The 26318-nt window shown below is 58.1% G+C and carries 22 protein-coding genes and 1 tRNA gene; 8 read left to right on the forward strand and 15 right to left on the reverse strand.

The window, feature by feature from the left end; all coding sequences use genetic code 11:
• Positions 1-85 precede the first annotated feature (85 nt).
• The 4 genes from fliF to HQN82_RS00795 all read left to right on the forward strand — a co-directional run bounded on the left by fliF (position 86) and on the right by HQN82_RS00795 (position 5572).
• A complete protein-coding gene (fliF, locus tag HQN82_RS00780; RefSeq protein WP_004439882.1) occupies positions 86-1768 on the forward strand; it encodes a flagellar basal-body MS-ring/collar protein FliF in 1683 nt (560 codons plus the stop codon).
• A gap of 372 nt (positions 1769-2140) precedes the next feature.
• Positions 2141-2872, forward strand: a complete 732-nt coding sequence (visN, locus tag HQN82_RS00785; RefSeq protein ID WP_004439885.1) for a transcriptional regulator VisN — start codon at positions 2141-2143, stop codon at positions 2870-2872.
• A 53-nt stretch (positions 2873-2925) separates the two neighbouring features.
• Positions 2926-3627 carry a transcriptional regulator VisR gene (gene visR / locus HQN82_RS00790; protein WP_034496317.1) on the forward strand — a complete coding sequence of 234 codons (702 nt, stop codon included), beginning with the start codon at positions 2926-2928 and terminating at the stop codon, positions 3625-3627.
• Positions 3628-3724: 97 nt separating this feature from the next.
• Positions 3725-5572 (forward strand): methyl-accepting chemotaxis protein, encoded by a 1848-nt coding sequence (locus tag HQN82_RS00795; protein ID WP_006697661.1) that lies wholly within the window; start codon positions 3725-3727, stop codon positions 5570-5572.
• A gap of 54 nt (positions 5573-5626) precedes the next feature.
• Here HQN82_RS00795 and HQN82_RS00800 read toward each other — a convergent pair whose 3' ends face one another.
• Positions 5627-9136, reverse strand: a complete 3510-nt coding sequence (locus HQN82_RS00800; RefSeq protein ID WP_112766172.1) for a PAS domain-containing hybrid sensor histidine kinase/response regulator — start codon at positions 9134-9136, stop codon at positions 5627-5629.
• A 217-nt stretch (positions 9137-9353) separates the two neighbouring features.
• Here HQN82_RS00800 and mscL point away from each other — a divergent pair, with 217 nt between their 5' ends.
• From mscL to galE, 3 genes are all read left to right on the forward strand, one after another.
• A complete protein-coding gene (mscL, locus tag HQN82_RS00805; protein WP_004439896.1) occupies positions 9354-9782 on the forward strand; it encodes a large conductance mechanosensitive channel protein MscL in 429 nt (142 codons plus the stop codon).
• Positions 9783-9930: 148 nt separating this feature from the next.
• Positions 9931-11097: a pyridoxal phosphate-dependent aminotransferase gene (locus tag HQN82_RS00810; RefSeq protein ID WP_173614443.1), complete on the forward strand. Its 1167-nt coding sequence runs from the start codon at positions 9931-9933 to the stop codon at positions 11095-11097.
• A 334-nt stretch (positions 11098-11431) separates the two neighbouring features.
• Positions 11432-12463, forward strand: a complete 1032-nt coding sequence (gene galE, locus HQN82_RS00815) for a UDP-glucose 4-epimerase GalE (protein WP_004439901.1) — start codon at positions 11432-11434, stop codon at positions 12461-12463.
• A gap of 12 nt (positions 12464-12475) precedes the next feature.
• Here galE and HQN82_RS00820 read toward each other — a convergent pair whose 3' ends face one another.
• From HQN82_RS00820 to HQN82_RS00865, 10 genes are all read right to left on the reverse strand, one after another.
• Complete coding sequence (locus tag HQN82_RS00820) at positions 12476-13312, reverse strand: DUF6030 family protein (RefSeq protein WP_173614980.1); 837 nt, start codon at positions 13310-13312, stop codon at positions 12476-12478.
• A 139-nt stretch (positions 13313-13451) separates the two neighbouring features.
• The gene (gene yacG / locus HQN82_RS00825) at positions 13452-13679 is read right to left on the reverse strand and encodes a DNA gyrase inhibitor YacG (RefSeq protein WP_004439907.1); all 228 of its coding nucleotides are present in this window, start codon (positions 13677-13679) and stop codon (positions 13452-13454) included.
• A 3-nt stretch (positions 13680-13682) separates the two neighbouring features.
• Positions 13683-14306: a Maf-like protein gene (locus HQN82_RS00830; protein WP_004439909.1), complete on the reverse strand. Its 624-nt coding sequence runs from the start codon at positions 14304-14306 to the stop codon at positions 13683-13685.
• A 31-nt stretch (positions 14307-14337) separates the two neighbouring features.
• Positions 14338-14556: a translation initiation factor IF-1 gene (infA, locus tag HQN82_RS00835; RefSeq protein WP_003503453.1), complete on the reverse strand. Its 219-nt coding sequence runs from the start codon at positions 14554-14556 to the stop codon at positions 14338-14340.
• Positions 14557-14700: 144 nt separating this feature from the next.
• Positions 14701-15189, reverse strand: a complete 489-nt coding sequence (locus tag HQN82_RS00840; protein WP_077986634.1) for an arsenate-mycothiol transferase ArsC — start codon at positions 15187-15189, stop codon at positions 14701-14703.
• 2 nt (positions 15190-15191) lie between these two features.
• Positions 15192-15665: a UPF0262 family protein gene (locus HQN82_RS00845; protein ID WP_004439916.1), complete on the reverse strand. Its 474-nt coding sequence runs from the start codon at positions 15663-15665 to the stop codon at positions 15192-15194.
• Between the two features lie 3 nt (positions 15666-15668).
• Complete coding sequence (hisD, locus tag HQN82_RS00850; RefSeq protein ID WP_173614444.1) at positions 15669-16967, reverse strand: histidinol dehydrogenase; 1299 nt, start codon at positions 16965-16967, stop codon at positions 15669-15671.
• 120 nt (positions 16968-17087) lie between these two features.
• On the reverse strand, positions 17088-17528 hold the full coding sequence (locus HQN82_RS00855) for a DUF2948 family protein (protein WP_004439923.1): 441 nt from the start codon (positions 17526-17528) through the stop codon (positions 17088-17090).
• Positions 17529-17642: 114 nt separating this feature from the next.
• Positions 17643-18935 (reverse strand): UDP-N-acetylglucosamine 1-carboxyvinyltransferase, encoded by a 1293-nt coding sequence (gene murA, locus HQN82_RS00860; protein ID WP_173614445.1) that lies wholly within the window; start codon positions 18933-18935, stop codon positions 17643-17645.
• Between the two features lie 102 nt (positions 18936-19037).
• The gene (locus HQN82_RS00865; RefSeq protein WP_345791257.1) at positions 19038-19280 is read right to left on the reverse strand and encodes a hypothetical protein; all 243 of its coding nucleotides are present in this window, start codon (positions 19278-19280) and stop codon (positions 19038-19040) included.
• Positions 19281-19459: 179 nt separating this feature from the next.
• Between HQN82_RS00865 and HQN82_RS00870 the strand changes: the two genes are divergently transcribed.
• Positions 19460-19534, forward strand: a tRNA-Thr gene (locus HQN82_RS00870).
• 201 nt (positions 19535-19735) lie between these two features.
• On the opposite strand, the gene HQN82_RS00875 is transcribed toward HQN82_RS00870, so the two are convergent.
• The 4 genes from HQN82_RS00875 to HQN82_RS00890 form a co-directional block, all read right to left on the reverse strand.
• The gene (locus HQN82_RS00875; protein WP_004439930.1) at positions 19736-21073 is read right to left on the reverse strand and encodes a flagellin N-terminal helical domain-containing protein; all 1338 of its coding nucleotides are present in this window, start codon (positions 21071-21073) and stop codon (positions 19736-19738) included.
• A gap of 258 nt (positions 21074-21331) precedes the next feature.
• Positions 21332-22681 carry a flagellin N-terminal helical domain-containing protein gene (locus HQN82_RS00880; RefSeq protein WP_173614447.1) on the reverse strand — a complete coding sequence of 450 codons (1350 nt, stop codon included), beginning with the start codon at positions 22679-22681 and terminating at the stop codon, positions 21332-21334.
• Positions 22682-23027: 346 nt separating this feature from the next.
• Positions 23028-24371, reverse strand: a complete 1344-nt coding sequence (locus tag HQN82_RS00885) for a flagellin N-terminal helical domain-containing protein (protein ID WP_044459707.1) — start codon at positions 24369-24371, stop codon at positions 23028-23030.
• Positions 24372-24958: 587 nt separating this feature from the next.
• Complete coding sequence (locus HQN82_RS00890; RefSeq protein WP_006698203.1) at positions 24959-25969, reverse strand: flagellin N-terminal helical domain-containing protein; 1011 nt, start codon at positions 25967-25969, stop codon at positions 24959-24961.
• Positions 25970-26318: the final 349 nt, after the last annotated feature.

The raw sequence follows: 26318 nt of genomic DNA on the forward strand, positions 1-26318 counted from the left end.
AGGCAACGCTCGCGCAAGCTTCGCACCCTATTGTCATCACGGGGCCAAAAGGTCTCGGACTCTATGAATGACGGTGCGGAACAGAATGAATCTGTTAAATCAAATCCCTCAGGTCTTGAAGAATGTCGCGGCGCTGGGGCAGACGCGGCTGCTGATGTTGGGCGGCGTGGGCGTTGTGTCCATGGCCATTATCCTCGCTGCAGCGCTTTATGTGAACCGTCCGGCTTACGAGACCCTTTATGTGGGGCTTGAAAAGAGCGACCTCAACAAGATCAGCATTGCGCTCGCCGAGTCGGGTCTGGACTTTCAGGTGGGGACCGATGGTTCCAGCCTTCAGGTCCCGGTCGGGCTTACCAGCAAGGCGCGGCTGCTTCTGGCTGAACGTGGCCTGCCCGACAGCGCCAATGCCGGTTATGAACTTTTCGACAATGTCGGTTCTCTAGGCCTGACCTCCTTCATGCAGGAAGTGACGCGCGTTCGCGCCCTTGAGGGTGAGATCGGCCGCTCCATCCAGCAGATCGATGGCATCGCAGCCGCACGCGTGCATATCGTCATGCCCGACGTCGGCAATTTCCGCCGCGGCGAACAGAAGCCCACCGCATCTGTCATGATCCGTGCGAGCGCCTCCGCCGGCCGCAAGGCTTCCGCTTCCATTCGTCACCTCGTTGCCTCGGCCGTTCCCGGCCTTGAAGTCGACGATGTGACCCTGCTCGATTCCACGGGTCAGCTTCTGGCGTCCGGTGACGACGTCACCAATGCAGCCATGAACCGTTCGCTGACGCTGGCGCAGAACGTTCAGCAGGAAATCGAGACCAATATCGACAAGGCGCTGGCGCCCTTCCTCGGCATGGACAATTTCCGCTCGAGCGTGACGGCGCAGCTCAATACCGACAGCCGCCAGATTCAGGAAACCGTCTACGATCCGGAATCGCGTGTCGAACGGTCGGTGCGGACCGTGAAAGAAGACCAGAAGTCGCAGGAAACGCAGCCCGACACGGCCGCGACCGTGGAGCAGAATGTTCCGCAGGCCGCACCTCAGGGCGGCGGCAGCACGCCGCAATCGTCGGACGAATCGGCGAAGAAAGAAGAACAGACCAACTACGAGATCAACTCCAAGACGGTCGCCACGGTGAAGAACGGCTATACGGTCGAAAAGATTTCCGTCGCCGTGGTCGTCAACAAGGGGCGTATCGCAAAGATGGTCGGTGAACCCGCCGATCAGGCCAAGATCGACGCCTACCTCGCCGAAATGCAGAAGATCGTCACCTCCGCCGCCGGCATTTCGTCCGACCGTGGCGATATGGTCACCCTGACTGCAATGGATTTCCTCGAAACCCAATTGCTTGACGAGGCCGCCAGCGGACCGGGTGTCATGGAAGTGCTGAGCCGCAATTCCGCCGGCATCATCAATTCCCTCGCCTTTGTCGCGGTCGCCTTCCTTGTCGTCTGGCTCGGTGTACGCCCGCTGGTCCGCACGGTTACCGGCAATGGCGCGGCCGCAGGCCAGCTCAGCCAGGAAGCCGCCGGTCTCGAACTGCCGGACTTCTCTCCCGGCATGGATGCGGGCGCGGGCGGTCTCATGGAAGGGTTCGGGGCGGATTTCGGCTTCGACAGCACCGACGATCTTCTGGCGGGCGGCGATGGCGAAGGCACCTTCAACCGCCGGGTACGCGAAGGGCCCGAACGCAGGCTCTCCCGCATGGTGGAAATCAGCGAGGAAAGAGCCGCCAAGATTCTGCGCAAATGGGCAGTGGAAAAAGCAGCGTAATATCGAAAAGGCCGGAGTTTTACCCGGCCTTTTTTCCGTTTTTGGGCTTTTCGCTATCCTTGGCGGACGCATCGTGGCAATCTCGTTTTAGGACAGTGTTTACAAAAAATTCAGCAACGATACAGTTTGCTGGGAATTGGCTGAGAATGCCGTTTATGGATTGAACAGCTTTTCAGTATGTTTTTTTAGCAATAGACGAACGGTGAAATACGTGGAAAGGCTGGTGTCAGGTAATGGCAAATCCCAGTCCGTTCCATAAAATGAAATGATTCGGTCTCCGGGGGCTTGCCGTCCCATTTTGGTAAGCTTCTCGAATGGAATGATTCCATCCCGAGGTATAATCTCCCACTGGGAGCAAGAGGGCGTAGGCGATTGAAAGTCGATGTTGATATCCGCAGGCTGTCTGCCAAGCCTATGGAGGGCATGGGTAAGCCCCTGCCGCGTGATCAGCTTGCCAAGAACGTCGCAGCCACGGCTGCTGCCGGTAACGTTGCAGGCGCGCTTGATTTGCTCGTGACTTACGCTGGCGCCTCGCACTACCTACTGGCGCGGGATGACCTTCTCGAAGAAACCGGGCTTAAATTCATCGTCACATCCGATTGGCCTTTCGATCTGGTGCGCCGGTTGGGCGTCGAGCTTGCCAATAGCCAGAACCGTTCGAGCGAAATGGAAAAATGCCTTTCGCTTCTGCAGCCGCGGCTGCTATTGCTTCCAGAGGACGTTTCGGTTCCCTATGGCATAGACCGGCAGTATTCTGCGCTCTCTTTCTGCGTGGGGCGCATTCGCCTTTCTCTCCTGCTGCTGTTCCCCGAGGAAGCGGTTCCGTCGCCGGAACGCCTGCGTGAAATCGCGCTTCTGACGGGCTATTGCGTCAGTTTCGGCATTGCCAGCGAGGCAAAAGCCGTGCGCGATATCGACCTCACCGAGCGCGAGCTGGAGTGCCTTTTCTGGATCGCGGAAGGCAAGACGAGTGACGAAATTGCGATGATCCTTGGCATTTCACGCAATACGATCAATAATTACATCACAAGCGTGATGCGTAAAACTGCGACAAAAACCCGCTCGGAGGCAATTGCCTACGCCGTGCGCAACAACCTCGTATAATGGTCGGACGGATGGTACAGACGAAAGACAATGAGGGTACTGGTCAAACGGGCATGTTTTACCGCAGCCCTGTCGTGACGAGCCGGTCGGATCTGTTTCCGAAGCTTGTCGCCATGCAGAAGCTGGTCGGCGCGCGCAATTTCGTGGTGACGAAGGCGGCCGCTTCCGGTTTCCCTAACAAGAAGAAGCTGACCTGCGAGCTGGAAAACTGGGGCATGAATGCCGCGGAGCAGAGCACGCAGTTCATTCGCGCTGTCGGCGATATTCTTCTCGATCACATCGAGACGTCGCTTCTGCCGGTCATCTGGCGCAACAAGAATGCCGGCGGTTTTGCTGATCTCCCCGACGTGCCTGCGCTTCTGCGCCGGATCGAGAACGATACGTTGCCCTATGCGGGTCTGGCGCTACCGGTGCGCCTCGGCACCATCGGTAACGGCTATATCGTCTTCTGCGGCACCAATCTCGTTCTCGATAATGAAGTGGTGATCGAACAGCACATCAAGTGCTGCGAGATCATGGTCGATATGCTGGCGCTGGACGAGCGCAAGGCGGCGCCCTCGGAAGCGTTGAGCGAGAGGGAAATCGCCTGCCTGCAACTGGCGGGCGATGGCCGTATCAGCGAAGAAATCGCGGTCAAGCTCGGGCTGTCGGTACACACCGTCAACGCCTATCTTGGTTCGGCGACGATCAAGCTTGATTCCGTCAACCGTATCCAGGCGATCGCGAAAGCCATCCGGCTCGGCTACATCCATTAACGGCGGGCGGGTCTACCGCCCCCTTCGCCGGCACTTCGCGTTTTTTTAACAGTTGCCCATTAGAACTTTTATAAGTTTGGCTTTGGGGAACTGTTTCATGCACAACCGGCTCTTTAAGTCCGTTGCTGGCAAGGTCGTGGCTTTGACGATCGGCCTGATCGCGCTCAGCGTGGCGGCGGTTGGTTTTTCGACTTACATTCGCTTGAAGGACAATATCATCACCACCGCGCTGCGTGACACGCACAGCGCAATGCGCAGCATGGCGATCCTTTACGAACTGAAAGTTGGCGGTGTTGCCCTCGAATTGGTGGATGGCGACCTCAAGAGCGTGGGCCGCGCCAGCATCGGAACGATGCGCGATAATGATCTCGTCGACCGCACCGCAGCCGGAAACGGTGGCATCTCCACTGTTTTTGAAGCCAGAGGCGGCGAATTCATTCGCATGACCACCAATCTGAAGAACGAAAAGGGCGAGAGAGCAGCAGGAACCAAGCTTGCGACCGATCATCCCGCTTTCGAAAAAGTCTCCAAGGGTGAATCCTATTTTGGCACCGCGACGCTGTTCGGCACCAGCTACATGACGGGTTATATGCCCGTTACGAACAAAACCGGCGCAACCGTCGGCATTCTGTTCGTGGGTGTTCCCATGGATGTCTACGATGCGCAGATATACAGCCTGCGCGACATGATGCTGATCTGTGGCGGGCTCGCCATGCTTGGCGTCGGCTTGCTCGCCTATTTCGTCATCAAGCGTACGCTTCAGCCCCTGGGCAAGCTGACCGATGCAGTGAAGTCCCTTTCGGACGGCAATCTCGATACACCGATCCCCTATGCCACCAACACCAATGAGTTTGGCAACATTGCCCGCGCTTTGGTGATTTTCCGCGAAAATGCACTTGAGAAACTGGCGATTGAGGGCAAGAGCGCCGAGGAACGTGCTGCGGCCGAGTCCGAACGTTACCGCAATGACGCCGAGAAACGGGAGCTGGACGGCCAGATCGAATTCGCGGTCGACGAGATTGCGTCCGGTCTCGGCAGGCTATCGCGTGGCGATCTCAGCCGTACGATTGATACGCCCTTCTCAGGTCGCCTCGACCGGCTGCGCACGGACTTCAACAGTTCCCTGCTCAACCTGCGGGATGCGCTGGGCCAGATCCGGGAGCGCACGCTCATCATTCAGCACAGCGGTATCGAAATCGAGCAATCTTCGGTCGATCTGTCGAAGCGGACCGAAAACCAGGCCGCCTCGCTGGAGGAGACCGCTGCCGCTGTCGAGGAAATCACCGCCACCGTCAAGTCATCGGCTGAAAGGGCGCGCGAGGCCAATGAGGCCGTTCGCATTACCAAGCAGAGCGCCGACAGCTCCGGTTCGGTCGTCAGCAATGCCGTCGACGCCATGGGCCGCATCGAAGACGCCTCGCGCAAGATCGAACAGATCATCGAGGTCATTGACGACATTGCTTTTCAGACCAACCTTCTGGCGCTCAATGCCGGTATCGAGGCCGCACGTGCTGGTGAGGCCGGCAAGGGCTTCGCCGTCGTGGCGCAGGAAGTGCGCGAGCTTGCACAGCGCTCCGCCGACGCAGCCCGCGAGATCAAGCAGCTCATCAACCAGTCGACGCATGAGGTCAGTTCCGGGTCGAAGCTGGTGCAGGAGGCGGGCACGGTTCTTTCCGCCATCAGCCAGCAGATCGTTACCGTCAGCCAGCATGTCGAAACCATTGCGACGGCAACGCAGGATCAGTCTTCCGCACTTCACAACGTCAACAGTTCCGTCAACCAGATGGACCAGATGACCCAGCAGAACGCGGCGCTTGCCGAACAGTCAAGCGCGGCCAGCATGATACTGTCCGGTGAAGTCAAGGCGCTTCTCGAACTCGTGCAGCGGTTCCAGATGGAGCAGGGCTCGGCGACAGGCCGAGACCGGTACAATCAAGCGGCCTGATACGCCGGTTTTTGAAGATAGATACCGCTCCCGGATCGCAAGGTCCGGGAGTTTTTACTCGGCCGCTGCCCGCACGGTACTGGATATCTGGTTGATATAGGCGCGCAGCGCCGCCGGTTTCACCGGTTTGTGCTGGACGGCAATTCCGTATTTTTCGGCATCGCTGCGCACTTCCGGGCTGCGATCCGCCGTTACCAGCAGAGCCGGGATCGTTTTGCCATAAAATGTCCTGATGAGGCGGATGGCGCTGATGCCATCGCCATCATCAAGATGATAATCAGCGACGATGACGTCGGGTGCTGCGGTCAGAGAAAGAAATGGTTCTTCCAGCACCGCCACGGATCCCGCTGGTAAAACGTCGCAGCCCCATCCAGTCAGCAACAGCGTCATGCCCTCAAGGATTTTCGGCTCGTTGTCGATGCACAGCACCCGCACGCCCTGGAGGCGATCGCTGGCAGCAGGATTGGCGATGGGGCCGCCCGACTTCGCGGGTGCGACACGATCTCCCTCACGCGTGAGGTGAATACGGAAGGTCGTGCCCTTGCCCGGCGTGGAAATCAATTGAACCGGATGGTGCAGCATGCGCGACAACCGGTCGACGATGGAAAGGCCAAGGCCGAGGCCCGAGGCCGTTTTTGCACCTTCGTCCAGCCGGGCGAATTCCTTGAAGACCGTGCGGAACTTGGAGGCGGGTATGCCGATGCCGGAGTCCGTCACCTGAATGACCACTTCGCCGCCCCGGCGGCGCGCGCCGACAACCACTTTGCCCTTCAACGTGTATTTGATGGCGTTGGAAACCAGGTTCTGTATCAGACGCCGCAGGAGGTTGGGATCAGACCGTACCGTCAGCGAAGTCGGCATGACCACGAGGTCGAGGTTCTTCTCCTGCGCCATCGGCGCAAAATCGGTCTCGATCCGCTTCAGCAAGTCGTTCAGCGGAACGGATGTCATGCGCGCCTTCATCGAGCCGGTGTCCAGACGGGAAATATCGAGCACCGCGCCAAGGATGGTCTCGACCGATTCCAGCGCTGAGTCGATATTCTGCACGAGTTCGCTTTCTCCCGATTCTCCGAGCCGTTCGACCAGCGAGGATGAATAGAGACGGGCGGCATTCAGTGGCTGGAGAATATCGTGGCCGGCGGCGGCGAAAAACCGCGTCTTGCCGATATTCGCCTCGTCGGCTGCCGCTCTCGCCTCAGCCAGCGCGCGGTTGACGCGGGTCAGTTCGGCGGTCCGCTCCACCACGCGCTGTTCCAGCGTTTCATTAGCCTGTTTCAGCGCCTGATCGCTTGCCACCCTCTGGGTAATGTCGGTGAAGGTTGCGACAATGCCCTTGTCCGGCATCGTGTTGGAGCGCACCTCGATGATGCGTTCGCCGCCCGCCAGCACCAGAGGGAATGGCAGGTCCATGGTCAGAAAGCTGGTGATCAACTGTTCCGTATCACCGGCCGGCATGTCGCCTCGTTCCTGCAGCATGGAGACGATGTCGGTTAGTGGTACGCCCACCTGGCCGAACTGCTCGGGCAGGTCCAGAAGAGTGCGAAAGCGCCGGTTCCAGATCGTCAGCTGCTGGGAGCTATCGAAAACGGCGATACCCTGGTCCATCTGCGCCAGCGCCGTCTGCAACATGTCCTGATTATACTGCAGCGCTTCGCTTGCCTGGTCGAGCAGCCACGCCGTGTCTGCGCTGGTGTCTTCCGCCTTCTGCAGAATGATCGAGAGCACCAGGCGGGCGGAGGAAGAGCCGATGGCGCTGCCGAGTAACTGTTCGGAGAAGTGGATCAGCGCCATGTCCGCCGGCTGGTCGTCATTCAGCTTTCTGCCGGCCGTTTTTTCATAGGTGGCCAATGAACGGAGCATGCGCTCCTCGCCGAGATAGCGGGCGATCGCGCTTTTCAGATCGCCGACGCTGACACGGGTTTTCCAGCCGCGGGTGGCGAATTGCGATTTTGAATGACGCTTGACGAAGATGCCGGACTGAATGCGTTCTACCGGTCTTGGATTGCGCGAAAGCGAGCCGAGTACAAACGCCATGCTGTTGACGAGAAGACTGAGAATGACTGCATTCACGAATGGATCGGCTTCAGGCCCGTTGAACACGGTGCTGCCGGAAAACAGGAAACCGAGAATATTCGCCGCAACCTCGGAATTGTCAGGCCCGCCGAAGCTCGGCAGGAAAAGCAGATAGGCCCAGACGAAGAAGCCGGAACTCAACCCCGCGATTGCGCCGCGCGCATTGGCCCGCCGCCAGAAGAGGCCGCCGAAAAGGGCAGGGGCCATCTGGGCAATTGCAGCGAAGGCCAGCAGGCCGATTGAGGCGAGACCCGTGGCGCTGTCGGCGGCGCGATAATAACCATAACCCAGCAGCATAACGGCAAAGATCGCCGTTCTGCGGATGTTGAGCAGGGTCTTGGCGAAGTTGTCCCGGTGCGGTGAGCGATTCAACAGCTTCTGTCGCAGGAAGATCGGCATGACAATGTCATTGGAAATCATGATCGACAGCGCGACCGACGCGACGATCACCATCGCGGTCGCGGCCGAAAAACCGCCGATGAAGGTGATCAGGGACACGACCGGCATCTGATGGTTGAGCGGCAGTTGCAGCACGTAGAGATCGGCGTCGCCATTGGCGCCGAGCGTCAGAATGCCTGCAAGAGCGATCGGCAGTACGAAGATGTTGATGGCGATGAGATAGAGCGGTAGCAGGAACCCCGCCATGCGCAACTCTTCCGGCGTCCGGTTTTCCACGACTGTGACATGGAACTGACGCGGCAGCAGGATGATGGCGAAGCCGGAAAGCAGGGTCATGACGATCCAGCGGCTGACGGGCGTGTGATAGGAGATGGCCTGCATCGCCTGTTCATTTGCGGAGGCAAGCTGCCACAGATGCACGGGACCATCGAAGAGCACGAAGAGCACATAGAAGCCGACGGTGCACATGGCGACGAGCTTGACCAGCGATTCCATCGAGATCGCCAGTATGAGCCCGTCCTGATGTTCGGTTGCATCCGTGTGGCGGGTGCCGAACATGACGGCGAAGCCCGCCATGACAATGGTGACAACAAGCGGCAGATCGAGGAAATAGAGGTTGCCGCTGCCGATGCCGTAATCACCGGGGTCGACCATCGTCGCCACCGAGCTGGAAACCGCTTTCAGCTGCAGCGCGATATAGGGAATGGCGCCGACGAGCGCGATGATGGCGACAATCATCGCCACGGTGGAATTCTTGCCATAACGGGCGGCAATGAAGTCTGCAACCGAGGTCAGTTTTTCCGTTTTGGCAAGCTCAACGATGCGTCGGATGATTGGCATGCCAAGGGTGAAGGCAAGGATAGGCCCGGTATAGATGCCAAGAAATTCCAGTCCCTTGTCGGCTGCAAGCCCAACACCACCGAAATAGGTCCAGGAGGTGCAATAGATCGCAAGGCTGAGCGCATAGACGAACGGACGCCCCTTTTTCGGCGCGTTTCTCTTACGGCTCTTCCTGTCCCCGTAGCTCGCAACAGCAAACAGCAGCAGGATATAGGCGAAAGCCGAACCGAATATGATCCACCCAGGAAGCACGCATCCTCCCATGCAAGAGTTTCCTGATATCAAGCATAGGCGAAATCCGCGCCATTGAGAATGAGCGCGGTCTGATCATAAAGTTCAAGATCAGCGCGCAAAAAACCCGATAAATGCAATCTTGACGAATTCCAAAAGTGTAAGGGAATCTGTATGGTTGAAGGTGTAGGGACAGTCACATAGCTTCAGCTCGCAAAGCACGAGAGGGACAATCTGAATGCTTAACGAATTTAAAACCTTCATTGCCCGCGGCAATGTCATGGACCTTGCCGTGGGTGTTATTATCGGTGCCGCTTTCAGCAAGATCGTCGACTCCGTCGTCAACGATCTTATCATGCCTATCGTCGGCGCAATCTTCGGCGGGTTCGACTTCTCGAACTACTTCCTGCCACTGAGCTCTAACGTCAATGCCACCTCGCTCGCCGCAGCCCGCGAGCAGGGCGCCGTTTTCGCTTACGGTAACTTTCTGACCGTTCTCATCAACTTCCTCATCCTCGCCTGGATCATTTTCTTGATGGTGAAGGGCGTCAATAAGCTTCGCGATTCCGTCGAACGCAAGAAGGTCGAGGAAAAGCCGGCAGCTGCCCCGCCGCCGGAGGACGTGAGGCTGCTTACCGAAATTCGCGATCTGCTGAAGACGCGCTGAGCCAGATAAATCTGGTTTAACCGCCGGCCCATGCGGCCGGCGATCTCCTGCCGGGATGATCCATAAAGAAAATCCATGGCCGCCTCACGGATTATCATGCACATGGCGGGTGCGATGCGATAAGAAGGCACCAAACGGAGTGTCTTTAATGTCCATTTTGAACAGTCTGAGTGCACGCTCTCTGGCGGCTCCCGAGAGCGGTATTGTCGAAGTCGTGAATTACGCCCGGGGGCGGGACAACCTCCTGCCGCTGTGGGTTGGCGAAGGCGATCTGCCAAGCCCCGACTTCATCAATCAGGCCGCCATCGATGGTCTGAACAATGGCGAGACCTTCTATACCTGGCAGCGCGGTATTCCAGAACTGCGCCAGGCGCTGAGCCGTTATTACGAACGCCATTTCGCGGCACCGCTGCCGCCGGAGCATTTTTATGCGACCGGTTCAGGTATGCAGGCGATTGTGCTTGCCGTTCAGGCATTGACGTCACCGGGCGACGAGATGGTGTATCTTTCACCCACATGGCCGAATATCGTTGCCGCCATCGGTGTGGCAGGGGCGAAGGCGGTTCCGGTCGGCATCGATTTTCGTGATGGCCGCTGGGATCTCGATATCGACAGGCTGGAAAGCGCGATTACCCGCAAGACGAAGGCGCTTTTCATCAATACGCCTTCCAACCCGACTGGATGGACGGCGACGGCAGACAATCTCCGTGATGTTCTGGCGCTTGCCCGCAAACATGATCTTTGGATCGTCGCCGACGAGATTTATGCGTTTTATCATTATTCCGGCAGCCGCGCGCCGTCCTTCCTCGATGTGATGGAGCCGGACGACAAGATCGTCTTCGCCAATTCCTTCTCGAAGAACTGGTCGATGACCGGCTGGCGGGTCGGCTGGCTTGTCGCTCCGCCAGTCATCGGCCAGGTGATCGAAAACCTTATCCAATATTCCACGTCAGGCGTGGCGCAATTCATGCAGCGCGGCGCGGTCGCGGCCCTCGACAAGGGCGATGGTTTCATTCGCGAGAATTACGAGCGCGCTTTGACCTCACGCGATATTCTCTGTGACGCCTTGATTGCAACGAACCGCGTCGAAACTCTGAAACCGGATGGCGCTCTTTATGCCTTCCTCAAGATCGATGGAGTGACGGACAGCCGCGCAACCGCGATTGATATCGTCGATAAGACCGGCGTCGGCCTTGCGCCCGGAACTGCCTTCGGCCCAGGGGGAGAATTGTTCCTCCGCGCCTGCTTCCTGCGCAACCCCAGGCAGATAGAAGACGCGGCCGACAGGCTGGCCTCTTACATCCTTAGTCGGTAAGCCTCGCTCGCCGGCATCTCTGCCCTTTCGCGGCGCCTACATAGCATCGGCACGCCTCTGTCCGGCTCGTCTTCACGCATCACGCCGAAGCGCGAAAATTACAACCCCACGGCGTAGCCATCGACGTGCGGGTTTTTTTGTGCTAATGCGCCCTCGTTCCGTCTATGAGAACATTTTCATACAATAAATAAAATGCCTTGCATCGCACTAACCAATCGTAAGCCACCTTTTCACAGAGGCGGAAGATTGGCTGGGTATTCGCTGTGCAAGTAATCAATGATGAAGAATTATTGGCTTTGATGAGCTCAAGAAAAGCAAACAGGGAAGTAGTGTCATGGCTGTTCTGGTCACGGGTGGGGCCGGTTATATAGGAAGCCACATGGTGTGGGCTTTGCTCGATGCCGGGGAAGAAGTCGTCGTTGTCGATCGGCTTTCGACCGGATCGCGCTGGGCCGTCGCGCCAGCGGCGCGTTTTTATCTCGGCGATGCGGCGGATCCCGCGTTGCTCGACCAGATTTTCGAAGAAAATCAGATCGAGACCATTTTCCATTTCGCCGGCTCCGTCAGCGTTCCCGAGTCCATCAGCCGGCCGCTCGAATATTACGAAAACAACACCGGCACCACCCGCGCGCTTGTCGCTGCCGCGGTGCGGAATGATATCCGCAATTTCATCTTCTCCTCCACAGCCGCTGTGTATGGAAACCAGCCTTTCGAAGGCCCGGTGCCAGAAACGGCGGTCCTCAGCCCCGAAAATCCCTACGGTCTGTCGAAACTCGCTTCTGAAATCATGCTGCGGGATGTCGTGCGCGCACATGACTTCAACTACGTGGCGTTGCGTTACTTCAATGTGGCCGGAGCCGACCCCCAGGGTCGCGCCGGACCTTCGCCAACAGGCGTCGCTAATCTCATAAAGGTGGCATGCGAAGCTGCAACCGGGCGCCGGGATCACGTGGAGGTTTACGGGACGGATTATCCGACAGCCGATGGCACCGGCGTTCGCGACTATATCCATGTCAGCGACCTCATCGAAGCGCACATGCTGGCCATGGCCCATTTGCGCGCCGGCGGCGGCACAAGAACGCTCAACTGCGGTTATGGCGTCGGTTATTCGGTGCTTGACGTCCTGCATGCCGTGCAGCGGGAATCCGGACATGATTTTCCGGTCATCCACTGTCCGCGCCGGGCCGGCGACATCGCCACCATGGTGGCGGATTCGGGACGGATCCAGTCAGAATTTGGTTGGCGTCCGCGCTTCAACGATCTTTCGACCATCGTCCGCACCGCGTTGCAATGGGAGGCCAAGCGCCAGGCCCAGAAAAACGAGATGATTCCTCCAATACGGCGTAAACTGGCGGCGATAGGATGAACCGGCTGCGCATCACCTTGCCCTGTTTTTCTTGACTGAACGATAGTCAGTCGGGCGGTCTGACGCGCTGGCTGGGCGAAGCCATCGATCACGATCGAAGAAGCTGCGTGTCAGCTTCAGTCCGGCCGAAGTTTCGGTCGCGAGCAAAATCACATTCACGCGGTGCGGCGCGGTGGGTTCCGGCTTCACGGAAGCCGAAATGCCGAAGTGTCGCGCCTGATACGGTTGCATCTTCTGCGCCGGTTCAAGCACCGAGCCAATATCTCTCCAACGGGTCTGCTCGATAATCATGGCAAGTGCTGCCGCAAGCTTCGCGTTGACAGCGCGTCCGGCCGATGTCTGCGGTGCAACTGCCTTCAGCCTGACGGACCGGATTTCCCCGGAAACCTCGCCGCGGATTTCCAGGAAAAGCGATGCCGCGTCAGCCCGGTCCGCCGTCGTTGCCTCGCCCAGATCGGCCATACATTCGAAGCTGCGGTTATTCACCGGGCTAGGGTGCCAGCCTTGCGGGCTGGAGAAGCCTTCGGCCGTGAATCGGTCGCAAAGGTCTTTACCGGAGATGATGAAATCGCGGGCGAAAGACGCTCTTGCGCCATTGCGCTCGAATTTCAGCAGGTGAGGTGGCAGATAAATGGTTCTCGCGGCAGGCTTCTGCCGTTTGACGGGTTTTGCCCTGGCAGATGGTACGGCGGAAAGAGGAGCGGGCGCCAGATTGAGATAGGTGAGCAGGCTTCTCAGATGCTTTTTGTCATTGGCGAGCAGAACCGTGGCCGATATGGCGAAACAGACGACGAGCACCGCAACAAGCAGCGCGCGGAGACTGACTCTCTTTTGCGGGCCTGCGTCCATCATGGGACCTTGTTGGCTGTCTGTTATAGGCATCAGCCGGTTTGGAGCGAATTATCGGACCATTGGCGGTCCGGCGAATATCAATTGCGAGTAAAAGTTCTAAAATATCTGGTTCCGCCGGAATGTCCGGCGGATGTCCTCAGTCGGAGGAATTCTTGTCACCATCCCGTCCGCCGGCGCTGCTCTCATCATCCGCTACGGGAATGGCGTAGGAACCGTTCAGCCAGCGGGCCAGATCGAGCGAGCGGCAGCGATCCGAGCAGAACGGGTAGTCTTCCCGCGTCGATGGTCGGCCGCATTCCGGGCACGGTTGGGATTTGCGGAGCGGCGTAACGTTTCCAGCGCCTTCGGTGGAGGATTTTGCCACAGCCTATCCCTCCAGCCAGCCAGACGTCACCTCGAACCCTTCACCGGCAAGAAGCGACATGGTCTCATAGAGCGGCAGACCGACGACATTGGTGTAAGAGCCCGTCAATTTCTGAACAAACGCGCCGGCGATGCCCTGAATACCATAAGCGCCCGCTTTGCCGCGCCATTGCCCGGAGGCGATATAGGCATCTATCTCACGGGTCGACAGGCGTTTGAAGCGTACCTTGGTCTCCGCCACTTTCTGCCGGATCTTGCCGCCCGGGGTTACGAGGCAGATGCCGGTATAGACCCAATGGCTGCGTCCGGAAAGAAGATGCAGGGCCGCTGAAGCCTCTTCCGTATATTCGGCCTTGCCCACGATACGTCGACCGACAGCAACGACCGTGTCGGACCCCAGAACATAGGCGTCCTTCCAGGCCTGCTCGTTTTTCAGCGCCGCCTGCGCCGCTTCCGCTTTCTGCAAGGAAAGACGGCGGCAGAGCGTTCGCGGATGCTCGAGCTTGACGGGCGTCTCGTCAATATCCATCGGCATCAGGCGAGCCGGCTCGATGCCGATCTGATGCAGCAGCTCCAGACGCCGCGGCGATCCAGAAGCCAGAACGAGCTTTTGTTTTGAATTCGTCATTGCGCTGCCGGGCGTAGGATGCGGAAACGGATTACTTGAAGCGATAGGTGATGCGGCCCTTGGTCAGGTCGTAAGGCGTCATTTCGACCAGAACCTTGTCGCCTGCGAGAACGCGGATGCGGTTCTTGCGCATGCGGCCCGCCGTATGGGCGATGATTTCATGGTCGTTCTCAAGCTTCACGCGGAATGTTGCGTTCGGCAGCAATTCGGTTACGATGCCCGGGAATTCAAGGACTTCTTCTTTTGTCATGTAAGGGTTTTCTTCCTGTTGATAGTGCCGGACCGTGTCCTGTCCGGGAAAATTGCGCGGAAACTACACAATCCCGGCACATTTGTGAACCTCTAAAGCATCGGCTTGAAAATCGCGATCGATTTTAACAGGCCGAGGCAGTTTTCAGTCTTTTGAAAGCGTATCCGCCACCGGCTGTTGCCGCTTCGGCAGGCGTTCGGCAATCAGTTTTGCAAGATGGTCCCGCACCTCACGATAGGCGTCGAGTATTTGCTCCCGAGTGCCAGTGACCACCGTCGGATCCATGGTGGGCCAATAGACCACATCGAGAGAGTTCGAGCGCGTCAGTTCCAGTGCGGCGTGATGAGCTTCTGGTGTTAATGTAATGATCAGATCGAAAAAATCATCCTCGATCTCTTCCAGAGTACGCGGTTTGTGCTTGCCGAGCGAAAAACCCTGCTCCTCCAGCACCGCATCCACGAAGGGGTCGCGCTCGCCCGCCCGCACACCTGCCGACTGGATGTAGATGCCGGGCGCGACCAATCGTTTGGCGATCACCTCGGCCATGGGGGAGCGGATGGAATTCATGCCGCACATGAACAGGACCGATTTCGGCGCTCGTCCCTCGTTTGGCGCTGCGGCAGGATCGCTCATCTCTAACCCCGCCAATAAAGCACACAGACAAGGGTGAAGAGCCGGCGCGCCGTGTCGAAATCCACCTTTATCTTGCCGGACAGCCGGTCCATCAGCGTCTGCGACCCGTCATTGTGGATGCCGCGCCGGCCCATGTCGATCGCCTCGATCTGGCTCGGCGTGGAAGAGCGGATCGCCTCGTAATAGCTTTCGCAGATCAGGAAATAATCCTTGATGATGCGACGGAACGGCGTCAGCGACAGGATATGGGTGGACACATCCCTGTCGTCCTCGGTCTTGATGGAGAAAACCAGTTTGGAATCGACGAGCGATATATAAAGCCGGTACGGCCCGCCGTCATGTCCGGCAGGCTCAAAGGTATTTTCTTCGATCAGGTCGAAAATGGCGACGGCGCGTTCATGCTCCACGTCGGGCGTGGACCGGCCGATGCTGTCGTCCAGTACCACGTCGCAGAGCCGGAAGTCGCCTGACGCCATCGTTTAACTTTCCGGGTTGAGGCGGATGGAGACGGAGCGCGCATGCGCGTCCAGCCCCTCGGAACGGGCAAGGGTGATGGCTGCCCGCGCAAGCTGGCGCAGCTGCTCCGGACCAAGGCGCAGGATGGACGTGCGCTTGACGAAATCCAGCACCGAAAGGCCTGAGGAAAAACGCGCCGAGCGCGCTGTCGGCAGAACATGGTTGGAACCGCCCACATAATCGCCGATCACTTCGGGGGTATGGCGCCCGACAAAAATCGCCCCGGCATTGCGGATGTGGGCCATTAGCGCATCCGGGTCATCGATGGCAAGTTCCAGGTGTTCGGCGGCGATCCGATTGGCCAACGGAATGGCATCGGTGAGCTTTTCGACCAGAATGATCGCGCCGAAATCCGCCCAGCTCGCCGCTGCTGTTTCGGAACGCGAGAGACGCTTCAGCTGCCGCTCGACGGCTGCTCCCACCGCCTTGCCGAGCTCGGCATCATCGGTGATCAGGATGGATTGCGCACCACGATCATGCTCCGCCTGCGCCAGAAGATCGGCAGCAAGCCAGTCGGGGTCGTTATCCCTGTCGGCGATGACAAGCACTTCGGAAGGGCCGGCGATCATGTCGATGCCGACAGTGCCGAAGACCTGACGCTTGGCAGCCGCCACATAAGCATTGCCCGGGCCGACGATCTTGGCGACCGGCGCGATGGTTTCAGTGCCATAAGCCAGTGCCGCCACGGCCTGCGCGCCACCGATGCGATAGATTTCCTCGACGCCCGCAATACGCGCGGCAGCCAGAACGGCCGGATTGACCGCGCCGCCATTCGCGGGCACGACCATGACGATGCGCTCCACACCGGCAACCTTGGCGGGCACGGCATTCATCAGCACTGAGCTTGGATAGCTGGCCGTGCCGCCTGGCACATAAAGGCCCACGGCCTCGATTGCGGTCCAGCGCGAGCCGAGGCCGACGCCGATATCGTCTTCGTAAATATCGTCCTTCGGCATCTGTCGCGCATGGTGTTTTTCGATACGCCGGGCTGCGAGTTCAAGCGCTTCGATCACGCTCGTGTCGACGGCGGCAATCGCCGCATCGATTTCATCAGTCGTTACCCGCATCGGCACCGCGGCAAAATCGATGCCGTCGAATTTCCGGGAGTAATGGGCTAGGGCCGCATCGCCGCGATGTCGGACATCATTGATGATGTCGCGAACGGTCGCATTGACGTCTTCGGAAACTTCTCTCTTGGTTGTCAGGAAGGCAGCGAATTTCTGTTCGAAATCAGCCGATGCCTGCTCCAGCCAGATTGCCACGCCATTACCCTTTCATTGTCCCCGCGGGGTGCACGACTTACCGCAGAACGATTGCGGCTCTGGTATGTGGCATAAATCGAAACGGGACGGAAAGGCAACCGTCCCGACAGTCCGGAAAGCTTATTCGCTGTCGGGATGATGCGGTTTGGTGGCGGTTTCCCACGCACCGCTCACATCAGTCAACTGCGCCTCGATGCATTCGACATCAAGCGCGATGGTACCGCCGCCGGAAAGGGCCAGTTCCACAAGGCCATCCGGGCCTTCGCCATTCGGTGTGAAACGTATCGCCAGAAGCGAAAGAACCTGCTCCCTGTCGGCCAGGTTGATGGACTGCGAACGAACGGCGGAGACACGCTTCAGGAAAACAACTGTGCGGCAGCGTTCCGGTGGCAGGTGCTTTTTATCGGCGCTTTCCCAGACGAAACGGTTGGCGGAAAAGGTGAACTGGCCGTGTTTCGGCTCGAAGGCAACATCCTTCAGCTTGAAGACACTGTCCTGCATATGGGTCGAGATGACGGAGAGATCTTCAGTATCCAGCGCGAGCAATTTCAGGCCGCTCATCTTTTTCTTCCTTCTTGTGCGGTGCGGACCGCTATTTCCATGACTTACAATGGAAATAGGCAGTCCCGGCCCGCTGTGCAACGGGTAGAAAACGGATGAGCGGCGATGAATGGATCAATCGCTGACGCGCTCGACCAACGCGCCGCAGCGGGTGAGCTTTTCCTCGAGGCGTTCGAAGCCGCGGTCTAGATGATAGACGCGCGACACCATGGTCTCGCCCTCGGCCACGAGGCCGGCAATGACCAGCGACACGGAAGCGCGCAGATCGGTCGCCATCACAGGCGCACCCTTGAGGCGGCAAACGCCTTCGATGCGAGCCATCTGACCGGAAAGCGAAATCTTCGCACCGAGCCGGGCAAGCTCCTGCACATGCATGAAGCGGTTTTCGAAGATCGTTTCGGTAATGTGGGAAACGCCCTGGGAACGGGTCATCAGCGCCATGAACTGCGCCTGCAGATCTGTCGGGAAGCCGGGGAACGGTTCAGTGACGACATCGACCGGCTCAATGCCATTGCCGTTGCGCACCACGCGCAGGCCGGTTTCCGTCTCGCTGATCGTGGCGCCCGCGAGCCTGAGCGTATCAAGTGCATTGTCGAGCAGCGATGCGCGCGTGCCTTCCAGCACCACATCACCGCCGGTCATGGCCACTGCCATGGCATAGGTGCCGGTTTCAATACGATCGGGCAAAACCCGGTGGCGCGCGCCGGAAAGCGAGGTGACGCCTTCGATGGTGATGGTGGAGGTGCCGGCGCCTTCGATCTTCGCGCCCATTGCGATCAGGCAGTGCGCCAGATCGACAACCTCGGGCTCGCGGGCGGCGTTGTGGATGACGGTTGTGCCACGGGCAAGGCTTGCAGCCATCAGCATCACATGCGTCGCGCCAACCGAAACTTTGGGGAAGGTATAGACCGCGCCGATGAGGCCGCCCTTGGGGGCCGAGGCATTGATGTAGCCGCCATCGATCTCCATCGTCGCGCCGAGCGCCTGCAGGCCCTCGATGAACAGGTCAACGGGACGCGTGCCGATGGCGCAGCCGCCAGGCAGGGAGACGCGGGCACGGCCCTCACGTGCCAGAAGCGGGCCGATGACCCAGAAGCTTGCACGCATCTTGGAGACCAGCTCGTACGGAGCGGTGGTATCGACAATGGTGCGGCAGGTGAAATGCACGGTACGGGAATAAGCTTCGCCCTGACTTTCGCGGCGGCCATTCACGGAAATATCCACGCCGTGATTGCCGAGGATACGGATCAGCTGCTCCACGTCAGCCAGATGCGGAACGTTTTCGAGCGTCAGCGTATCGCTGGTCAGCAGCGATGCGATCATCAGCGGCAAGGCGGCGTTTTTAGCGCCGGAGATGGGGATGATGCCGTTGAGCTTGTTGCCACCCGTAATTCTGATGCGATCCATGCGTCCCTACGGGCCTGTGCCCGCCTTTCTTTATCGTGCCTTGCGGAAAGGCGCGTCCTTAGACGAATTTCCGCGGCGTTTCAATTTTATGCTGTGAATTCTCTATGAGAATGATTCGTCCGTTTTTGCGGCAGGCAGGCCAATGGTGTCGTCTGCGTCGCCGGCACGGCGCGCGCGAACCTGTTGTTTGCGCTTCAAAAGATTTTCGCGAAGTTTCTTCGCGGCACGCGCCTTCCGTTCCGCTTCGCGCTGGCGCGCCTTTTCGCCGGGCCCCGCCTGCGGCTTGCCGCTGGCCGCCGTGTCGGATGCGCCCGCGGAAAAGTCCCCGCAGAACGCTGTCTTCACCTGTTTGTCGTGATGTTCTGTCATAGATTCAGCAATATCTGAAAAATGCTGTTTTCAACAGGGGGGACGCTTTTTTGCGCCGCTTGATGAAGAATATCGTTTTGCGACTTGCGCTCGTCAAAAACCTGTGGCAATAGGCCGCCACGCTTGATGCTGAAGCGATCGCTTCGGCACCGGATGCTGCTATAGCTCAGGGGTAGAGCACTCCCTTGGTAAGGGAGAGGCCGAGAGTTCAAATCTCTCTAGCAGCACCATTTTACCTCGACAATTCAAGAAGTTACCCGCTTACTCAAGCCCTGCACCCTGCATGTTGCTCACCGCATTCCGGAGTGTTGCCGCGTCGTGAAAGCTTCGCAAACGGGAAAACCGCGCCCCTTGCGAAGCGCGGTTTCCACATCCGAATATTCTGTTGCTGCCAGAGCGGGACGAAACCGCCCGTAGCCAACGGGCGCCGCTTACTGACGGAATAGCGACAGGATATTTTCGGAACTGGTATTGGCGATGGAGAGCGACTGGATCGCCAGCTGCTGCTGCGTCTGGAGAGCCTTGAGCTTGGTGGATTCCTCGTTCATGTCCGCATCGACGAGGCGGCCGATGCCCTTGTCGATGGAGTCTGTCAGCTTGGAGACGAAGTCTTCCTGCAGATCGAGGCGCATCTTGATCGAGCCGAGATCGGCGCTTGCGCTGATGAGCGATTCCAGCTGGGTGTTGACGAACTGGATCATGTTATCGAGACCTTCGTTTTCGGTCAGCGGCTGTCCCTTTGAATTGGTCAGGCCGGCCAGGTCCTTCGTGATGTCGAGGTCGATCAGCGAGTAGTCGAGCTTCTGCGCCATCTGCGAATCCGCTGCGGCGGTTTCCAGATAGATATTGTTGCCGGACGTTCCGCCGGTGCCGATCGCGGTTACCGTGGTGCCGGCAGGTGTCGGCGCCGTGTTGTTGGCCTTCACGTAAAGCGCTTCGCCGGCGGCGTTTTCACCGATCTTGAAGTAGGTGCCGTTGTTTCGTGCAGTGGTGGCGGCAGCGACTGTAACGAGGCCGGTTACCGGGTCTGCGGCGGAAACCGTGGTTGTCGTGCCCGAGGGGAAACCGAGAAGCTGCGCTTCGGTAAACACCTTTGCGGTATAGGGTGTTGTTGTGGGGACACCTGCGGGCGTCGTTGTCGTGATCTCGAAATCGCGAAGAGCGCCGGTATCGGAGTAATAGGCGGCGCTGTCGAGAATGCCGTTTTTCGTCGCGCCGGTGGTCGTATCGAAAAGCGCGGTCTTGTTGTCGACCTGGATGTTGATGGTCTTGACGGCGACATTACCTGCACCGTCACGGATGAAGGAGCCGACGACCTGCTTGGTGATGGGCGTCAGATTGCCGGACGCGTCGCTGATCTTGCCCTTCAGCCAGTTTTCACCGGAGAAGGAGGCGGATTCGCCAATGCTCTTCAACTGGTCCTGAAGCTGGCGGATTTCTTCCTGGATCTTGGCCTTGTCAACGCCTGCTTCGCGGGCGGCAACCAGCTTCTTGCTGATTTCCTTGACGACATCGACGGTGGTTTCCATGGCGGAATAGGCGGTATCAACCTTTGCGGCGCCGAGGCCGAGAGCGTCCTGTACGGCGGAGAGGGCGCCATTATCAGAACGCATGGTGGTCGCGATCGACCAGTAGGCGGCATTGTCGGATGCGGTCTTGACGCGCATGCCGGAGGAAACGCGCGACTGGGTTTCTTCCATGTTGCTGCCGATGGCGCGAAGAGTCTGGAGGGCGGCCATGGCCGCAACGTTGGTCAAAATGCTGGTCATAATGATTTGCCCCTTGATTGGCTGAAATGAAAAGGGACATTCCGGATTGCCGCCGGGAACGATCGAGCGGCTTGATGCCTGTTAACCTCTTTTTCGTCTTGGTTAACCAATCGTTTCGATGACCAGTTTTTAGGGCGCGAATGGTTAACAAAGCCTAAACCTGTATTAATAAAATTAGGAAATAATAATTTCTATTAACGATAACGAAAAACCGCGCCCTTTCGGGCGCGGTTTGCATTTGACGATCGAGTGTCGGAATTAACGGAAGAGCGAGAGAATGCTCTGGGAGTCGTTGTTGGCGATCGACAGGGCCTGAACAGCGAGCTGCTGCTGGGTCTGAAGGGCCTTCAGCTTGGTGGATTCTTCGTTCATTTCCGCGTCGACGAGGCGGCCGATGCCCTTGTCGAGCGAGTCGGTCAGCTTGTTGACGAAGTTTTCCTGCAGTTCGATGCGCATCTTGACCGAGCCAAGGTCGGCGGCGGCGGATGTCATGCTCTGGAGCTGCTTGTCGACGAAGGAAACCATGGCGTCGAGCGCCTGCTCGGGCGTCAGGGTCACGGTGGCGGGGCCGACGAGATCCTCGGTGATGTCCAGCGAGGTCAGGGAGTAGGACAGTGACTTTGCGAGCTGATTGTTGGCGCCGGTTTGAAGGTAGACGTTTTGGCCATCTTTCGTGGTGCCGATTGCGGAGGTGCCGAGCGCTTTCTGAGCTGTGTCGATGGCGCCGGTGCCTGTCGAGGCAGTCGCTGCGGTGCCGTCGCCCATGACCTTGACATACTGATCGTCACCGATTTTCAGGTATGCGCCGTTCTCTGCGGCCGAAGCGTTGGCGACAACGACCAAGCCGGTAGTCGCATCCGCAATCGCAGTGACCGGGGTTGCAGCCGCGGCAGGGGTCAGGCCCTTAAGTTGTGCTTCGGTGAAGACCACCGCTGCCTTAACCGTGGTGGCCTTTGCGGCGCCGACGCCTGTCGTGATTTCGAAGTTCTTGTATGAACCCGTCGAGGAATAGACGGCGTAGGCATCGAGAATACCCTGCTTGTCTTTTGCCGCGCCGGACGAGGTGTCGAACAGAACCGTCTCGTTGCTCAATGCGACATTGATGGTCTTGACGGAAACGTTGCCGCTGTTATCGCGGATGAAGGAGCCGACGACCGCCTTGGTGATGTCGGAGAGGTTGCCCGTGCCATCGCTGATCTTGGCCTGCAGCCAGTTCTCACCGGAGAAGGAGGAGGAGCTGGAGATGGACTTCAGCTGGTCCTGCAGCTGGGAGATTTCTTCCTGGATCTTGGTCCGGTCGACGCCTGCTTCGCGGGCGGCCACCAGCTTGTTCTTGATCTGCTTGACGACCTCGATCGAGGATTCCATGCCGGCATAGGCGGTGTCGACCTTGGCAGCGCCGAGGCCGAGGGCGTCCTGAACGGCGGAAAGGGCGCCATTATCCGAACGCATCGTGGTCGCGATGGACCAGTAAGCGGCATTGTTGGAAGCTTCCCGGACGCGCTGGCCGGAGGATACGCGGTCCTGCGTGGCTTCCATGCTTTGGCCGATGGAGCGCAGGGTCTGGAGTGCAGACATGGCTGCGACGTTTGTCAAAATACTCGTCATAATAAATTGCCCCTTGAATGGCTGATTAGAAAAGGGACATTCCGGCTCACCGGGAGCGGCGCACAGCATCATGCCTGCTAACTGGCTGATTTTAAAAGGTTAGCTCACCGCTTCGATGGCTCTAGCTAACTGCCTTATGGTTAACAAATACTTAAAGTAGTAAAAATATCGCGATAAACTTTATACGTGCATACCATCTAAAAAACTGAAACGTAATATTTGCCATCCGCGTCGGACGGGCTGCCTTGAACGGTCTTCACGATCATCGCTTTGAAACGCGGGCGATAAAACGAAAAAAACCGCGCCCTTTCGGGCGCGGTTCGCATTTGGCGATTGAGTGTCGGAATTAACGGAAGAGCGAGAGAATGCTCTGCGAGTCGTTGTTGGCGATCGACAGGGCCTGAACAGCGAGCTGCTGCTGGGTCTGAAGAGCCTTGAGGCGAGTCGATTCTTCGTTCATTTCCGCGTCCACCAGACGGCCAACGCCCTTGTCGAGCGAGTCGGTCAGCTTATTGACGAAGTTTTCCTGCAGTTCAATGCGCATCTTGACCGAGCCGAGGTCGGCGGCGGCGGATGTCATGCTCTGGAGCTGCTTGTCGACGAAGGAAACCATCGCGTCGAGATACTGGTTTTCCGAGACTGCCGAGCCGTCACTGTTCTTGAACGTGCCGGTCAGGTCCTTGGTGATGTCCAGCGACGTCAGCGAGTAGGTGAGCTGCGTTGCGAGCTGGGCGTCAGCGCCTTCTTCCAGGTAGATCTTGGTGGTGCCGTCGAGGCCCACGGCAATGCTGGTCTTGGTTGCCGGAGCTGTCGGCGCAGTCGTGTTGATTTTCACGTACTGGTCGTTGCCAAGATTGAAGTAGGTGCCGTTGACGTTGGGGACTGTCGTGTCGGCGTTAGCGATCGTGACGATACCCGTTGCGGCGGCGGTGGTGAAGGTGACGGCGGTACCGGCAGTTGCTTCCTTCAGGCCCTTCAGCTGAGCTTCGGTGTAAACCTTGGCTGCGGCAACCTTGGTTACCGGCTGTGCGGCGCCTGCGCCGTCCGAGTCATTGGTGATTTCGAACAGCTTGTAGCTGCCGGTGGAAGAAAAGTAGGCATAGGAGTCGAGAACGCCCTGCTTGTCTTTTGCAGCGCCCGAAGACGTGTCGAACAGTACCGTGTTGCGGCTCAGGTCAACGTTAACGGTCTTTACGGAGACGTTACCGGCGGCATCGCGAATGAAGGAACCAACGATCTGCTTGGTGACGTTCTTCAGTTCGCCGGCACCGTCGCTGATGGTTGCCTGCAACCAGTTTTCACCGGAGAAGGAAGAGGAGCTGGAGATCGACTTCAGCTGATCCTGAAGCTGCGAGATTTCTTCCTGGATCTTCGACTTGTCTACGCCGGGTTCGCGAGCAGCGACCAGCTTGTTCTTGATTTCCTTAACGACGTCAATGGACGATTCCATACCGGAATAGGCGGTATCAACCTTGGCAGCGCCGAGGCCGAGGGCATCCTGCACGGCAGAAAGGGCGCCGTTGTCGGAACGCATCGTGGTCGCGATCGACCAGTAAGCAGCGTTATCGGAAGCTTCGCCGACGCGCTGGCCGGAGGAAACGCGGTCCTGCGTCGTTTCCATGTTCTGGCCGATAGAACGCAGGGTCTGGAGTGCAGACATAGCTGCGACGTTAGTAAGAATGCTCGTCATGGTAGATTTGCCCCTTGAATGGCTGATTAGAAAAGGGACATTCCGGACTCACCGGGAACGGCGCACAGCATCATGCCTGCTAACCGGCTGATTTTTAAAGGTTAGCTCACCGTTTCGATGGCTTTAGCTAACCTTTATATAGTTAATGAACACCTAAGGATTTTCTAAAAAATGCATTCCGAAGATTTGTTTTGCAACCCTTACGCGTGCGCGCGCGTATTCTGAAATGTTTAAAAAAAAATGAAGCCGCACCCGTTGCCGGATGCGGCTTTGTCGACAGGTGATGTGCTCGGGTCAGCCTCCCTTGCACTCGCCCCATTCACGCGATCGCGAGACGGTCAGCCCCCGCTTGCAATCGCGTCATTCATGTCATTCTGGTCGCGGCTATCCGCTGTCCATGGGTAAAATCTGACAGCCGGTGCTTTCCAAATCACTAATTTAGACGAGTACCAAAGCCCTTGCTGGGATCGTGGTAAATCCTTCGAAAATAAGGATGGTAAACAAATTCTGCCGGGGATTTGGCAGTATGCAACAAACAAAACCGCGCCCTTTCGGGCGCGGCTTGCATTTCGTCATTTACGATCCGATTAACGGAAGAGCGACAGGATGTTCTGCGAGTCGCTGTTGGCGATCGAGAGAGCCTGGATTGCCAGCTGCTGCTGTGTCTGCAGAGCCTTGAGGCGGGTGGACTCTTCGTTCATGTCGGCGTCGACCAGGCGGCCGATACCCTTTTCCATCGTGTCGGACAGCTTGGTAACGAAGTCTTCCTGCATGGAGATGCGGTTGGAGACTGCACCCAGATCAGCAGCGGCGCTGTTGAGGGTTTCAAGCTGCTTGTCGACGTGGCTGATGAGCTTGTCGAGGATGTCGTTGTCCGTGGCAGCGGCGGTGCCGAGCATCGTGGCGCCAGCGCCCTTGTAGATCGACAGGTCCGAAATATCGAGGTTCGAAATGGACTGCTTTACACCGTCTGCGACTGCAGCCTTGTCGAGGATGCCCGTGCCCTTGCCGTCCGTTACAGCGCCGGTGTCGAAAAGAACGTTCGAGCCGCTGAGCTGCACGTCAACGCGCTGAACCTTAACGGCGCCAGCGGAGTCACGGGTGAAGGATGCGACAACCTGCTTCTTCAGGTTTGCGATAGCCGCGTCGTCGGTGCCGGCAGCGAACGCTACGCCATCGTTGGACGCCTTGGTCTTCAGCCAGTTTTCGCCGTTGAAGGTTGCGGAGTCGGCGATGGAGGTCAGCTGCTTCTGGAGCTGGCCGATTTCCTTCTGGATCTTTTTCTTGTCGGCGGTCGGGTCCTGGGCAAGGATGAGCTTGTCCTTGATTTCCTGAACGACCTTGATGGTGGCTTCCATGCCCGCATAGGCAGTGTCGACCTTGGCGGCGCCAATGCCGAGAGCGTCGGAAACGGTGGAAAGGGCGGAATTGTCCGAACGCATGGTCGTTGCGATGGACCAGTAAGCAGCGTTGTCGGCGGCGGAGCTTACCTTCTGGCCGGTCGAGATGCGGCCCTGCGTCGTTTCCATGTTCTGGCCGATAGAGCGCAGGGTCTGGAGTGCAGCCATAGAGGAGGCGTTGGTGAGAATGCTTGCCATAGTATTTGTCCCTTGTGTTTACGAGATACTGGAGTTGGGGACATTCCGGACTGTGTATTACCGGTCACAACGTTTCGGCTTCATGCCACTCGGTTCAGAATTACTTGCTTCTGGAAACCAAACCCGCTGTGTGTGAGGCGAATTTCGCAGTCAAAACTTGCATAATTATTAATTTACGAATGAAGAAATATTAGAAAATACATATGGTTACTGGTTTGTTTCTACGAAAGGTAAGTTTTTAATTTAAAATTATAGTTATTCATCCGCTAGCGAAGCTGGTAACCAAAGTCTTAAAACGCCAAAACCCCGCGGCCTTGGGCACGCGGGGTTAAGAAACAGGGTTAATGGG

This window comes from Agrobacterium pusense (assembly GCF_013285525.1).
Taxonomy (GTDB): domain Bacteria; phylum Pseudomonadota; class Alphaproteobacteria; order Rhizobiales; family Rhizobiaceae; genus Agrobacterium; species Agrobacterium pusense.

Excerpts from the sequence above, each read along its gene's own strand:
- fliF (WP_004439882.1), top strand. The coding sequence starts at position 86 with ATGAATCTGTTAAATCAAATCCCTCAGGTCTTGAAGAATGTCGCGGCG.
- mscL (WP_004439896.1), top strand. The coding sequence starts at position 9,354 with ATGCTTAACGAATTTAAAACCTTCATTGCCCGCGGCAATGTCATGGAC.
- HQN82_RS00875 (WP_004439930.1), bottom strand. The coding sequence starts at position 21,073 with ATGACCAGCATTTTGACCAACGTTGCGGCCATGGCCGCCCTCCAGACT.
- galE (WP_004439901.1), top strand. The coding sequence starts at position 11,432 with ATGGCTGTTCTGGTCACGGGTGGGGCCGGTTATATAGGAAGCCACATG.
- HQN82_RS00890 (WP_006698203.1), bottom strand. The coding sequence starts at position 25,969 with ATGGCAAGCATTCTCACCAACGCCTCCTCTATGGCTGCACTCCAGACC.
- HQN82_RS00880 (WP_173614447.1), bottom strand. The coding sequence starts at position 22,681 with ATGACGAGTATTTTGACAAACGTCGCAGCCATGTCTGCACTCCAGACC.
- visR (WP_034496317.1), top strand. The coding sequence starts at position 2,926 with ATGTTTTACCGCAGCCCTGTCGTGACGAGCCGGTCGGATCTGTTTCCG.
- HQN82_RS00855 (WP_004439923.1), bottom strand. The coding sequence starts at position 17,528 with ATGAGCGGCCTGAAATTGCTCGCGCTGGATACTGAAGATCTCTCCGTC.
- HQN82_RS00885 (WP_044459707.1), bottom strand. The coding sequence starts at position 24,371 with ATGACGAGCATTCTTACTAACGTCGCAGCTATGTCTGCACTCCAGACC.
- HQN82_RS00840 (WP_077986634.1), bottom strand. The coding sequence starts at position 15,189 with ATGAGCGATCCTGCCGCAGCGCCAAACGAGGGACGAGCGCCGAAATCG.
- murA (WP_173614445.1), bottom strand. The coding sequence starts at position 18,935 with ATGGATCGCATCAGAATTACGGGTGGCAACAAGCTCAACGGCATCATC.
- HQN82_RS00810 (WP_173614443.1), top strand. The coding sequence starts at position 9,931 with ATGTCCATTTTGAACAGTCTGAGTGCACGCTCTCTGGCGGCTCCCGAG.
- HQN82_RS00830 (WP_004439909.1), bottom strand. The coding sequence starts at position 14,306 with ATGACGAATTCAAAACAAAAGCTCGTTCTGGCTTCTGGATCGCCGCGG.
- HQN82_RS00820 (WP_173614980.1), bottom strand. The coding sequence starts at position 13,312 with ATGGACGCAGGCCCGCAAAAGAGAGTCAGTCTCCGCGCGCTGCTTGTT.
- HQN82_RS00795 (WP_006697661.1), top strand. The coding sequence starts at position 3,725 with ATGCACAACCGGCTCTTTAAGTCCGTTGCTGGCAAGGTCGTGGCTTTG.
- HQN82_RS00845 (WP_004439916.1), bottom strand. The coding sequence starts at position 15,665 with ATGGCGTCAGGCGACTTCCGGCTCTGCGACGTGGTACTGGACGACAGC.
- infA (WP_003503453.1), bottom strand. The coding sequence starts at position 14,556 with ATGACAAAAGAAGAAGTCCTTGAATTCCCGGGCATCGTAACCGAATTG.